This is a genomic window from Curtobacterium sp. 9128 (genome assembly GCF_007673775.1).
GTDB lineage: Bacteria > Actinomycetota > Actinomycetes > Actinomycetales > Microbacteriaceae > Curtobacterium.
Map to the genome: position 1 here is coordinate 322160 of NZ_VEAF01000004.1, position 12928 is coordinate 335087.

Below are 12928 nucleotides of genomic sequence, written 5' to 3' on the forward strand. Positions count from 1 at the left end.
GCGGTGTCAGGAGGCGTCGCCGTAGCTCTGCCGGAGGTGCTCCGCGTAGCCACCGGGAGTCCGACCGGTGAAGCGGCCGCTCGTCACCACCGGGAACTCGACCGTCGCGTCGACGCGGAGTCCGAGCGCGCGGGCGCGTTCCACGAGCCGGACGTCCTCGTGTTCGGGCACCGGGTCGAAGCCGCCGAGCGTGCGGTACGCGGCGACGAGCACCCCGAGGTTCGCCCCGTGCACGTGGCCGAGCGCCGCGCCGGGCGGGTGCGCCGCCGTCCACCGAGCGAGCACCACGGGGTCGAGGTCGTCGGGGTCGGGCACGACCGCGCCCACGAGCAGGTGTGCCCCGCGCGCCATGGCGTCGGCCTGCTGGACGAGCCACGTGGGGTGGACCCGCGAGTCGGCGTCCGTGTTCGCGATCCAGTGTCGGGTGGCAGCGGTCGGGCTCGCGGCACGGACGGCGTGCTGGACACCGAGCGACCGGGCACGACCGACGCCGACGTGCGGGGTCTCGATGACCGTGAACCCCGACCGCCCGGCGATGGCGGCGCTGTCGTCCGTGCACCCGTCGAGCACCACGGTCACGCCGGCGGTGAGCGTGGGGTGCTCGACCGCGAGGCGGTCCACCGCGACGCGGAGCGCCCCGAGGCACGCGGCCAGGTGGTCGGCCTCGTCGTGCGCGGGCACGACGACGTCGATGCGACCGGTCACCGGACGAGCCCCTCGCCACGGGCGACGGACGACACGGCGGGGCCCGGCAGGACACTCAGCACGAAGTCCTCCTCGACGTGGCGGACGACCGCGGGCCGCGGCCACCGCTCCGCGAGCCTGGCGTCGACGACGTCGCCGCTCGAGACGGCCTCGTCGTCGGGGTGCCGCCAGTGGCAGGCGACGAGCACACCGTCGTCCGCCAGGTGGTCGAGCACCAGGTCGATCGTCCGGTCGAGGTCGGCGGCGGACAGGTAGTAGCCGACCTCGCTCATCACGACGAGGTCCCACGTGCCGTCCGGCCACTCGGACGGCAGGGACGCCTGCACGAACCGGGCGCGGGGGGCTCGAGCACGCGCGCGTTCGAGCGGTGCCGCGGCGATGTCCGTCCCGAGGACGTCGTCGGCGCGTTCGGTCAGCGCCGCCGTCAGGACACCGGTCGCGCATCCGATCTCGAGCGCCGAGCGGTAGCGCTCCCGGGGCAGCGCCGCGAGGGTGACGGCACGCTTGCGGCGTTCGTACCAGGAGCCGTCGAAGTCCCACCCCTCGGGTTTCCTGGCGTAGTGCGCGTCGAACGACTCCCGCGACCGGGAGCGGTCGACGCCGAAGTACCACTCGGTGTCGCGGAGGTGGTGCGCCGCGTGCCGGTCGTCGACGATCGGCTCGTCGCCGGGGGCCGGAGACAGCGGCAGCACCTGGGAGCGGTAGGCGGCGAGGGCCGCACGCTTCCGCGTGAGGGCGTCGTCGCCGAGCGGGAGCGTCATCGCCGCCGGCCACGGCGCCGCGGACTCCGCCGGCACGTCCCAGTGCCAGGCCCAGATCGGGTAGGCGAGCAGGTCCACGTCGTCCCGCTCCGCCGCCAGGGACTCGGCGACCTCGCCGGCGACGCGGTGGTCGCGGTGGCCGTCGCCGGACCACGGCGCGACGAGCAGGGTGCGCCCGGTGGTCTGGTCGAGGCGGGCGACGAGGGCGTCCCGGAGGGTGTCCGGCTGCTCGCGGAGTCCGACGTCGGGGACGCCGAGGGTGCTCGCGGTCACCTCGGGGTGGAGGGTGGCGAGGGCGTCACGGAACTCGACGGCACGGACCCGGGCGAGGTCCTCCGGCGTCGTGGTCGGGGAGTCCGGGTGCGATCCCTCGCCGAGGGACACGAGGACGACGTGCACGGGGACCCCGGCGCTCGCCGCGGTCGCGATGAGGCCACCGGCGCCGAGCGTCTCGTCGTCCGGGTGCGGGGCGACCACCAGGACGGCGTCCGTCTCCGCGAGGTCGACCGACCGGGCGGCGGTGGTCGCCAGGAAGGTGGTCCACGCGTCGGGGTCGGTCCCGGGCTCGCGGTGGTCGAAGCTCACCATGCGACACCGCCGCGCTCGAGCACGATGCGCCCGAGGCGCGCGAGGTCGCGGTCGCCGTGGTCCTGCAGCACGTACAGCTCGAGGTCGGCGACCCGCGCGGCGACCGCGGGATCGGACACCAGCGGGCCCGGACCGAGTGCGGCGACGACGCGGGTCCGGACGGCGTCCACGGCGCGGCGCACCCGCGACCGGACGAGCTGGGCGAGGAGCGGGCCGTCCGTCGGCACGTCCGCGTCGATGCGGGCGGCGGCGTCGGCGAGGGCGTCCTCGGCGTCGGCGAGGTCGGCCACCACGGCGCCGAGCGCCAGGCGGAGCAGGTCGCTCTCCGGCCGGTCGGCGGCGTGGGCACGGAGCAGTCGGGCGAGCCCGACGGCACCGCCCCACCAGCACGCCGCGACGCCGATGCCGCCCCACGCGAAGCCGGGACGCGCGAGGTACCAGCCGGGACCGCCGACCGGGACGGCTCGGACACCGTCGAAGTCGACCGGTCCGCTCGGCACGTCGGGCATGCCCCGTGCGATCCACTGCTCGTCGTGCGTGGTGACGCCGTCCTGCCGCAGGTCGACGGCGAACAGCGCTCGGTCCTCGCCCCGGTGCGCGGTGACGAGCGCGTGGGAGAGCGACGACGCCAGCGAACACCACGGCTTGGTCCCGGTGAGCACGGCGTCCTGGTCGGCCTCGAGCCGGACCCCGGGTCCCTCGGCGGCGAACACGCCCCACGTCGAGTCCTGCGGCACGTCGACGCCGGCCTGGGCGAGGATCCCCAGTGCGTCGAGGTGCGGTTCCACGGTGCGTGCGAGCGCGACGTCCGCCGCCGCGACCGCGGCGAGCGTGACGAACGTCCTGGCGGCGGTCCCCGTCGTCAGGGGCGGCGTGGCGGCGGCGACGGTCCTCGCGAAGGCGAGCCGGTCTGCGGGGGCTGCACCGAGCCTCCCGGCTGCGGAAGCCAGGCCGGCGGTGTCCACGTTCGACGCGTCGGTGGGCCAGGCCCTCGAACTGATCATGCGGCCACGCTACGGGCAGCACCCGAGTGGGCGCAGGATCATCCACAGACCGTCATGGGCTGGCCCACAGACGCCTCATAGGAACGTCTCGATACTCAGAGAGGTGACCATCTCCCAGCCCTCAGCAGCTCCGCGCCTCACCCGTGCCGACGGTTCGCCGTTGCGCATCCTCGTCGTCGACGACGAAGCCAGCCTCACCGACCTGTTGTCGATGGCCCTGCGCTACGAGGGCTGGGACGTCACGAGCGCGAACGGCGGGCAGGACGCGCTGGCGAAGGCCCGTGAGTTCCAGCCGGACGCGATGGTGCTCGACGTGATGATGCCGGACCTCGACGGACTGCAGGTGCTGAACCGGCTCCGCCAGAACAACGACGACACCCCGGTGCTGTTCCTCACCGCGAAGGACTCGGTGGAGGACCGCGTCACCGGGCTCACCGCCGGCGGCGACGACTACGTCACGAAGCCCTTCTCCCTCGAGGAGGTCGTCGCGCGACTCCGCGGGCTCATCCGCCGTTCGCAGATCTCCGTCTCGGAGGCGGGGGACTCCCGCATCGTCGTCGGGGACCTGGTCCTCGACGAGGAGTCGTACGAGGTCTCCCGCGCCGGCCGTGCGATCGAGCTGACCGCGACCGAGTTCGAGCTGCTCCGCTTCCTGATGCGCAACCCGCGGCGGGTGTTGAGCAAGGCGCAGATCCTCGACCGCGTGTGGTCGTACGACTTCGGCGGGAAGTCGTCCGTCGTGGAGATCTACATCTCCTACCTCCGCAAGAAGATCGACGCCGGCGAGCAGCCGATGATCCACACCGTGCGCGGCGTGGGCTACGTCATCAAGCCCGTCTCCTGAGCACGACCGGTCCCACCCCGTGACACTCCGCCGCCGACTCGTCCTGAGCATCGTCGCCCTGGTCGTCGCCGTCAGCGCGGTGATCGGCGCGGGGAGCATCATCGCGCTCGCCTCGATCCAGACCGGAGCGATCGACCAGCAGCTGCAGAACGCGACCAAGCGCGCCACGAACAAGTTCGGGCAGGGCCAGGGCGACCAGCCGCCCGGGGACGACGTCCTGCGACCGGCGGGTCAGGCGGCGGGCACCCTGACGGCGTACTACGTCGTCGGGCGCGCCGGCGGCATCGTGATCCAGGACGACGGGTCCCCGGCCGCGCTCGACGCCGACCAACTCCGGCGGCTCGGTGACGTGAAGGTCGGGGTCGACCCGGCCACGATCGACCTCGGGAGCACCGGACGGTACCGCGTCGCCGCGGTTCGGGTCGACACCGGCTACCCGGGCGACGCCGTGCTCGTGGTCGGCCTGCCGATGTCACCCGTGTACCAGAGCGTCTGGTCGCTGCTCTGGGTCGTGATCGTCGTCGTCGCCACCGCACTGCTCGCCGCGTCGATCGTCGCGGCCGTCGTCGTCCGCCGGTCCCTCCGCCCGCTCGAGCGGGTCGCCGAGACGGCGTCGACGGTGGCGCGGATGCCCCTCGACCGCAGCGACGCCCTCGACGGCGTCCGCGTGCCGGACACCGATCCGCGCACCGAGGTCGGCCGCGTCGGCTCCGCGTTCAACCGGATGCTCGGCCACATCGGCGGCGCGATGCAGGCGCGGGAACGGTCGGAACAGAAGGTGCGGCAGTTCGTCGCGGACGCCTCGCACGAGCTGCGCACCCCGCTCGCGTCCGTCCGGGGGTACGCCGAGCTCACGCGGCGGATGGGCGGCGACCTGCCGCAGGACGTCGTCTACGCGATGAGCCGGATCGAGTCCGAGTCGGTACGGATGACCTCGATGGTCGAGGACCTGCTGCTCCTGGCCCGGCTCGACGAGGGCCGCGAGATCGCCTTCGACGAGGTCGACCTGACCGGCCTGGTCCTCGACGCCGTGAACGACGCCCACGCCGCGTCGCCGGAGCACCCGATCGAGGTCGACGTGCCCTCGTCGCCGGTCGTGGTCCTCGGCGATGCCGCACGGTTGCACCAGGTCATCGTGAACCTCGTGACGAACGCGAGGACACACACCCCGGACGGCACCCGGATCACGGTCGGCATCGCGGCGGGGCCGGACGGTGGTGTCGACCTCAGCGTGCGGGACACCGGGCAGGGGATCGACCCGGAGTTCCTGCCGAAGCTCTTCGAGCGGTTCGCCCGGGCCGACAGCTCCCGTTCCCGGACCGCCGGCTCGACGGGCCTCGGGCTCGCGATCGTCGACGCGGTCGTGCAGGCCCACGGTGGGACGGTCGGGGTGACGAGCGAGCCGGGCAACACCGTGTTCACGGTGCACCTGCCCGGGCACTCGACCCCGTCGTCGCCCGCGTCGTCGGAGGCGACGGCGGACACGGCCGACTGGTCGGCTGCCCCTGCCGTGTCCGACACGACCACCTGACGGACGCCAGGCCCACGCCGGCGCCGCCACGGGCCCGGCCGTCCGGCGGTTGAGCGCGGGGCGCGTCGTCTGGTACAGTTCTCGAAGCCAAAGACCGCCGGATGTCGCCGTGCTCGCACGACGACCGAAGGTCCTCCTCGTGAGGCATCCCGCGCAGGTGTTCCGAACCTCTCCCGCCATCTGGTGGAAGCAGCTCCGAGCCCCTGCGCCGGAGCTTTTTTCGTGTGTGGACTGTGTTCGACACAGTCATCGACCTGGGGCTACCGGCAAGAAACCCCAAGGAGAACCATGGCGAACAAGGAAGCTGCGGTCGCCGAGCTCACGGATGCGTTCCAGAGCTCGAACGCCGTTCTGCTCACCGAGTACCGCGGTCTCACGGTCGCGCAGCTCAAGGAGCTCCGCAACTCGATCCGTGAGCACGCCACGTACGCCGTGGTGAAGAACACGCTGACCAAGATCGCGGCGAACAACGCCGGCATCTCGTCGTTCGACGACGAGCTCGCCGGTCCGTCCGCTCTCGCCTTCGTCCACGGTGACACCGTCGCCGTCGCGAAGTCGCTGCGTGCATTCGCCAAGGCGAACCCCGAGCTCGTGGTGAAGGGCGGTTACTTCGACGGTAACCCGCTCACCGCGACCGAGGTGGACAAGCTCGCCGACCTCGAGTCCCGCGAAGTGCTGCTCGGCAAGCTCGCCGGCGCCTTCAAGGCCTCGCTGTTCGGTGCTGCGTACCTGTTCAACGCACCCCTCTCGCAGGCCGTCCGCACGGTGGACGCCCTCCGCGAGAAGCAGGAGTCCGCGGCCTGACCAGGCTCGCGTTCCACAACCACACCACGCATCAGTAAGTAGTAGGAGAAAATCATGGCGAAGCTTTCGCAGGACGAGCTCATCGAGGCCTTCAAGGAGCTCACGCTCATCGAGCTCTCGGACTTCGTGAAGAAGTTCGAAGAGGTCTTCGAGGTCACCGCCGCGGCCCCCGTCGCCGCTGCTGCCCCGGCCGCTGCCGGTGGCGCCCCCGCCGAGGCCGCTGAGGAGAAGACGGAGTTCGACGTCGTCCTCAAGTCCGCCGGTGACAAGAAGATCCAGGTCATCAAGGAGGTCCGTGGCCTCACGTCGCTCGGCCTGGGCGAGGCGAAGTCCCTCGTCGAGACCCCCGACGCCAAGGTGCTCGAGGGCGTCAACAAGGAGACCGCTGACAAGGCGAAGGAGGCCCTCGAGGCCGCCGGCGCCACCGTCGAGCTCGCGTAGTCTCGACCGTCTGGTCTGGAGGCCGCTGCCCCTCGGGGCGGCGGCCTTCGTCGTGTGCGGGGCGTGCGGGCGCGGCACGCGGTTCTTCGCGCTCACCGACACCTCACGCCCGTCTGCGCCCGTGCAGTGTCGGTGAGCGCGTGAGGTTGTCCGCTCACTACATCACCCCGTGCGCGCGGAAGAGCGCCAGGAGACGATCGGGCTCCACGAGGTGCCACCACGTCACGCGGACGACGGCGCGGACGGCGGGGACCGCGCGGAGTCGGTCCTCGCGACGCTTCTCGGCCCAGAGCACCTCGGTCGGATCGCGTCCGTCGAGCATGGCGGGGTCGACGTACTTCTGCTTCCCGTCGAACTCCACGACGACGCCGAGCGTCGGGAACCAGAAGTCCACCCGGTCGACGGTGCCGTCGGCGTGCCGGAACTCGGCCTGGGGAACGCATGGTGGGAGCCCGAGCTGGACGAAGCGGATCGCGGCGAACGACTCGCCCGGCGACTCGTGCGCGGGGTGCAGCGCGGTCAGTACCTGTTCGGCGCGGACCGATCCCCGTGCCGGGCGCACGGGCACGGCACGCCGCAGGTCGTCGAGCAGCAGCGTCCCCGTTCGGAGTGCCGCGTCGATGGCCACGGCGGCTCGGTGCGGTGGCTCGGAGACGATGACCGACGTCGCGGTGTCGAGCGCGCTGGTGACGGGGACACCGTCGAACGCAACGGCCGCGGTGTCCGGCGTCCGAACGGTGGGTTGCCGGATCAGCCCGGCGCGGTGCTGGACGACCCGGATCGTCGGGTCGGCCACGTGCACCTTGTCCGGCGGTGAGCCGACGAGCGGCCATCCGTGGATCAGTGCCGCCGTGAGGTGCGAGAACACCGACCCGGCGCGGAGTCGCGGCGCGATCGCCCTCGCTCGGGCGAGGTGCTGGCCGACCGGGCTGAGCGATGCCCATTCATCGGCGGCGATGAACACCCCGGCGAGGAGCCGGACGAGCGAGCCCGCAGCGTGCCGACGCTGGAGCGAGCGTGCCGCGCTCGGGTCCGAGGCGGTCGCGCGGAGGAGGGTCGGTCGGTGTCTGCTCTCGATCACACGGGCGATCCTCCCGTCCGGCCGGTGCCCGTCAGCCCGCCCGCGTGAATCTGTGGAGAACGCGCGCCGGTTCACAGCCGAGCTCGGGCGTCCGCCGCGGGCCCGTGGCGGCCCGCCGCGGGCAGCTCACGCGCCCACCGACAGCTCACGCGCGTCTGCGCCCGTGAACTGTCGGTGGGCGCGTGAGATCGGCCCGGTTCGGAGGGCGGGCCGTCCGGCCGGCGTCAGCGCAGGGTGCTGTAGCGGCGTCCGTAGAGCAGGTAGAGGGCGGCGCCGACGACCATCCAGACGCCGAACGCGATCCACGTGCCGGCGCCGAGGAACACGGCGAGCAGGACGCAGCACAGCGTGCCGAGGACCGGGACCACAGGGAAGAGCGGCACGCGGTAGGAGCGCTCGAGCGTCGGCTGGGAACGCCGGAGCACGATCACGGAGACGTTCACGAGGGCGAACGCCACCAGCGTGCCGATGCTCGTCGCGTCGGCGAGCTCGCCGAGGGGGACCAGCGCTGCGACGACCGTCACGACGCCCCCGACGATCAGCGTGTTCGCGATCGGGGTCCCGGTCCGGCGTGACACCCGGCCGAACACCCGCGGCACGAGGCCGTCCCGCGCCATGGTGAGCAGGATGCGGGTCTGTCCGTAGAGCACGGTCAGCACCACGCTCGCGATCGCGACCACCGCGCCGACCGAGAACACGAGCGCCACGAGCGGCTGCCCGGTGACGTCGACGACGATCCGCACGAGCGACGCCTCGTCGGCGGAGAACGACGTCCACGACCGTGCGCCGATCGCGGCGACCGCCACCAGGATGTAGAGCGCCGTGATGAGCGCGATCGACCCGATGATCGCGCGGGGGAGGTCACGGCGGGGGTCCTTCGCCTCCTCCCCGGCGGTGGACGCGGCGTCGAAGCCGATGTACGAGAAGAACAGCCGGGACGCCGCAGCGGTCACACCGGCGGCGCCCATCGGTGCGAGGGGCTCGAAGTTCCCCGCCCGGAACGCGGTGAACGCCACCGCGACGAAGAACACCAGCAGCGCGATCTTGACGACGACCATCAGGGTGTTGACCCATGCGCTCTCGCGGGCACCGGGGAGCAGCACCGCGGTGGCGACGAGCACGAGCGCCGCCGCGGGCAGGTTGACGACGCCACCGTCGCCGGGGGGAGCGGACAGCACGGTGGGGAGGTGCAGGTGGAACACCCGAAGCGTCTCGTCGACGTACTCGCTCGCGCCCACCGCGACGGCGGCGACCGACACGGCGTACTCCAGCACGAGGCACCACCCGCACACCCAGGCGATCCCCTCGCCCATGGTCGCGTACGTGTACGAGTAGCTGGACCCCGAGGTCGGGACCGCTCCGGCCATCTCGGCGTACGACAGCGCGGACAGGAGCGCCGCGACCCCGGCGAGCACGAAGGAGATCCACACGGCCGGGCCCGCGAGCGGCACCGCCGTCCCGAGCACGACGAGGATGCCGGTGCCGAGCGTCGCGCCGACGCTGATCATCGTCAGGTGCCAGACACCGAGCGTCCGCCGGAGCGGTTCCCCGTCGACACCGGTCGCGGCCTCGGCCCGCAACCGGTCGATCGGCTTCCGTCGTGCGAGCTGGTGACGGAGGGCTGGTGCGGGACGGGAGGGCGCGGACGGCATGGGGCCTCTCGGGACGGGGAGCGGGACGGATCATGCTCGCACGGGGTCCGGGCGGGGGCAATTCCGTCGGACCACGGGGCTACATTTGCTGGGTGAGCACGCCGTTCGGGGTGCGCCGGGCGGAAGGACCTCGCGATGAGCATGCACGGGATGCGCGGCGGGGGCATGGGCGGTCGCGGTGGCCGGATCTCGAGCGGCGACGTCGACGCGCAGAAGGCGGCCAACGCCGAGGCGCCGGTGATCCCGAACCTGCTCCGCCGCATCGCGGGGCTGTTCGTGCCGCACCGTCGCGCGATCATCGGGACGGTCGTCCTCGTGCTCGTCGGTGCCGCGCTGTCGGTGATCCCGCCGCTCCTGACGCAGAAGGCGTTCGACCTCGGGTTGTTCCCGGCGTCGGGCCACCCGGACGTCCCGGTGCTCGCCGAGCTGGTCGCGGCGATGGTGGCGCTCTGGATCGCCAGCGCCGGGGTCGGCGTCTGGCAGACGTACCTCACGGCCACGGTGGGCAACAAGGTCATGGGCGCGATGCGGATGCGGCTCTTCGCGCACCTGCAGCGGATGGAGCTGGCGTTCTTCACCCGGACCAAGACCGGGGTCATCCAGTCGCGCCTCCAGAACGACGTCGGCGGTGTCGCGAGCGTCCTGAACAACACCATCTCGTCTGTGCTCGGGAACACGGTCACCGTCATCGCGGCCGTGGTGGCGATGCTCCTCCTCAGCTGGCAGATGACCCTGGTCGCGGTCGTCCTGCTGCCGCTCCTGGTGATCGCACAGCGCCGGGTGGGTCAGGTCCGAGCGCGGATCGCGGGTCAGACCCAGGAGTCGCTGTCCGACATGACGGCCATCACCCAGGAGGCCCTGAGCGTCTCCGGCATCCTGCTCGCCAAGAGCTTCAACCAGCAGCGCAGCGAGACCCACCGCTACGGTGAGGAGAACCGCAACCAGATCGGCCTGCAGGTCCGCCAGCAGATGTCCGGCCAGTGGTTCTTCGCGATCGTGCAGATCTTCCTGTCGATCATCCCGGCGGTCATCTACCTGGTCGCCGCGTACCTGATCCTCGGTGGCGTCCCGATCACGGCGGGCACCATCGTCGCGTTCACCACCGTCCAGTCGCGCCTGCTCTTCCCGACCGTCGGGCTCCTGCGCGTCGTCCTCGACCTGCAGACCTCGGGGGCGCTGTTCGCCCGCATCTTCGAGTACCTCGACCTCCAGCCGGCCATCACGGACTCGCCGACCGCCCGCACGGTGGACGAGTCGCGGGTGGGCCACGTCGCGTTCGACGACGTCACCTTCACCTACCCCGACGGGGAAGCCGACCGCCCGACGCTCCGCGGCGTCTCCTTCGAACTCCGGCCGGGGCAGTTCGCTGCGTTCGTCGGCCCGTCCGGTGCGGGCAAGACGACGGTGTCGTACCTGGTCCCGCGGCTCTACGAGGCAACCGCCGGTTCGGTGCGCTTCGCGGGCGAGGACGTCCGTGACCTCGAGCACGAGGACCTGATGCGCCACATCGGCATCGTCAGCCAGGAGACCTACCTGTTCCACGCCACCATCGGCGACAACCTCCGGTACGCCAAGCTGGACGCCACGGACGCGGAACTCGAACGGGCCGCACGTGCCGCGAACATCCACGAGACCATCGCCTCGTTCCCGGACGGCTACGACACGGTGGTGGGGGAGCGCGGGTACCGCCTGTCCGGTGGGGAGAAGCAGCGGATCGCCATCGCCAGGGTCATGCTGAAGGACCCGCCGGTGCTCGTGCTCGACGAGGCGACGAGCGCGCTCGACTCCATCTCCGAGCACGTCGTGCAGACCGCGCTCGACGCCGCGGCGCGGGGCCGGACGACGATCTCGATCGCGCACCGCCTGTCGACCATCCGCGACGCCGACGTCGTCTTCGTGCTCGACCACGGGCAGATCGTCGAACAGGGCACGCACGACGAGCTCCTGGCCCTCGACGGCACCTACGCGATGCTGTACCGCCAGCAGAACGCCCCGATCGGGTCAGCGGCCGGGGCGGTCGACGGCTGATCACCACCGGGGGTGATGGCGGGCTCCGACGCACGGCGTCATCCAGCGTCGATCCCGGGACCGGTGTCGAGGGTGCCGCCTAGACTCGATCCGTGCGTTACGCGAACTCGGTCGTCGACCTCGTCGGCGACACCCCGCTCGTCAAGCTGAACCGCGTCACCGATGGTGTCCGGGCCACGGTGCTGGTGAAGGTCGAGTACCTGAACCCCGGCGGCTCGGCGAAGGACCGCATCGCCACGCGGATCATCGACGCCGCCGAGGCATCGGGCGACCTCGGCCCCGGCGGCACGATCGTCGAGCCCACCTCGGGCAACACCGGGGTCGGGTTGGCGCTCGTGGCCCAGCAGCGCGGCTACCGGTGCGTGTTCGTCCTGCCCGACAAGGTCGGCGAGGACAAGCGGAACGTGCTCACCGCGTACGGTGCCGAGATCGTCGTCACGCCGACGGCCGTCCCGCCCGAGCACCCCGAGTCGTACTACTCCGTCTCCGACCGGCTCGTCCGCGAGATCCCCGGTGCCTACAAGCCGAACCAGTACGCCAACCCGAACGGTCCCCGCAGCCACTACGAGACGACCGGCCCGGAGATCTGGCGCGACACCGAGCAGCGGATCACCCACTTCGTCGCCGGCGTCGGCACTGGTGGAACCATCTCCGGCACCGGGCGCTTCCTCAAGGAGGCTTCCGACGGCCGCGTCCGGATCGTCGGCGCCGACCCCGAGGGCTCGGTCTACTCCGGCGGTACCGGTCGGCCGTACCTGGTGGAGGGCGTCGGCGAGGACTTCTGGCCGCCGGCGTACGACCCCGAGGTCCCGGACGAGATCATCGCCGTGTCCGACGCCGGGTCGTTCGCGATGACGCGGCGACTCGCGCGCGAGGAAGGGCTGCTCGTCGGCGGGTCGAGTGGCATGGCGGTCGTCGCGGCGCTCCGTGCGGCGCGCGACCTGACCGAGGACGACGTCGTCGTGGTGCTCCTGCCCGACGGCGGCCGCGGCTACCTCGGCAAGATCTTCAACGACCGCTGGATGCGCTCCTACGGGTTCGCCGAGACCGACGACGCCCGCACGGTGGGGTCCCTCATCGCCGGCAAGGACGGCCGGCTGCCCGACCTCGTGCACGCGCACCCGTCGGACACCGTGCGCGAGGTCGTCGACATCATGTCGCGGTACGGCGTCTCGCAGATGCCGGTGCTGAGCGCGGAACCGCCCGTCGTGATCGGCGAGGTGATCGGTGCCGTCGCCGAGAAGGACCTGCTCGAGCAGGTGTTCACCGGCGCCGCGAAGATGGCCGACGCGGTGTCCGCGTCGGTCGGCGACCCGCTGCCGCTCATCGGCATCGGTGAGTCGGTGTCCACCGCCCGACGGGCGCTCGAGACCGAGGACGCGCTCCTGGTCGTCGAGGACGGCAAGCCCGTCACCGTGCTCACCCGCCACGACCTCCTGACCTACCTCTCCGAGTGAACCGCTCCGCCCCGAGTGAACCGCTCCGCCCC

General features: G+C 72.0%; 11 protein-coding genes. 6 read left to right on the top strand and 5 right to left on the bottom strand.

Going from position 1 to position 12928, the window contains the following annotated elements; all coding sequences use genetic code 11:
• Positions 1 to 6: 6 nt before the first annotated feature.
• The 3 genes from FS641_RS10435 to FS641_RS10445 are packed head-to-tail and all read right to left on the bottom strand — an operon-like array spanning position 7 to position 3058.
• Positions 7 to 705, bottom strand: a complete 699-nt coding sequence (locus tag FS641_RS10435; protein ID WP_260855780.1) for a glycosyltransferase family 2 protein — start codon at positions 703 to 705, stop codon at positions 7 to 9.
• Positions 702 to 2054, bottom strand: coding sequence for a PIG-L family deacetylase (locus FS641_RS10440; protein ID WP_144763472.1), 1353 nt, complete (start codon positions 2052 to 2054; stop codon positions 702 to 704). The genes FS641_RS10435 and FS641_RS10440 overlap by 4 nt, the downstream gene beginning before the upstream one ends.
• Positions 2048 to 3058, bottom strand: coding sequence for an acyl-CoA/acyl-ACP dehydrogenase (locus tag FS641_RS10445; RefSeq protein WP_144763474.1), 1011 nt, complete (start codon positions 3056 to 3058; stop codon positions 2048 to 2050). The genes FS641_RS10440 and FS641_RS10445 overlap by 7 nt, the downstream gene beginning before the upstream one ends.
• Positions 3059 to 3161: 103 nt before the next feature.
• On the opposite strand from FS641_RS10445, the gene FS641_RS10450 reads away from it, so the two are divergent.
• The 4 genes from FS641_RS10450 (at position 3162) to rplL (ending at position 6678) form a co-directional block, all read left to right on the top strand.
• Positions 3162 to 3902: a response regulator transcription factor gene (locus FS641_RS10450; protein WP_144763476.1), complete on the top strand. Its 741-nt coding sequence runs from the start codon at positions 3162 to 3164 to the stop codon at positions 3900 to 3902.
• Positions 3903 to 3921: 19 nt separating this feature from the next.
• Positions 3922 to 5433 (top strand): cell wall metabolism sensor histidine kinase WalK, encoded by a 1512-nt coding sequence (locus FS641_RS10455; protein ID WP_144763478.1) that lies wholly within the window; start codon positions 3922 to 3924, stop codon positions 5431 to 5433.
• 288 nt (positions 5434 to 5721) lie between these two features.
• Complete coding sequence (rplJ, locus tag FS641_RS10460) at positions 5722 to 6237, top strand: 50S ribosomal protein L10 (protein WP_144763481.1); 516 nt, start codon at positions 5722 to 5724, stop codon at positions 6235 to 6237.
• Positions 6238 to 6291: 54 nt separating this feature from the next.
• On the top strand, positions 6292 to 6678 hold the full coding sequence (gene rplL, locus FS641_RS10465) for a 50S ribosomal protein L7/L12 (RefSeq protein WP_144763483.1): 387 nt from the start codon (positions 6292 to 6294) through the stop codon (positions 6676 to 6678).
• 157 nt (positions 6679 to 6835) lie between these two features.
• Here the strand turns inward: rplL and FS641_RS10470 are convergent, their stop codons facing one another.
• Positions 6836 to 7759, bottom strand: a complete 924-nt coding sequence (locus FS641_RS10470) for a hypothetical protein (RefSeq protein WP_144763485.1) — start codon at positions 7757 to 7759, stop codon at positions 6836 to 6838.
• Between the two features lie 224 nt (positions 7760 to 7983).
• Positions 7984 to 9411: an APC family permease gene (locus FS641_RS10475; protein WP_144763487.1), complete on the bottom strand. Its 1428-nt coding sequence runs from the start codon at positions 9409 to 9411 to the stop codon at positions 7984 to 7986.
• Between the two features lie 135 nt (positions 9412 to 9546).
• On the opposite strand from FS641_RS10475, the gene FS641_RS10480 reads away from it, so the two are divergent.
• On the top strand, positions 9547 to 11439 hold the full coding sequence (locus FS641_RS10480; RefSeq protein WP_395879376.1) for an ABC transporter ATP-binding protein: 1893 nt from the start codon (positions 9547 to 9549) through the stop codon (positions 11437 to 11439).
• A 92-nt stretch (positions 11440 to 11531) separates the two neighbouring features.
• Positions 11532 to 12896, top strand: coding sequence for a cystathionine beta-synthase (locus tag FS641_RS10485; protein ID WP_144763489.1), 1365 nt, complete (start codon positions 11532 to 11534; stop codon positions 12894 to 12896).
• The last annotated feature ends 32 nt before the right edge of the window (positions 12897 to 12928 follow it).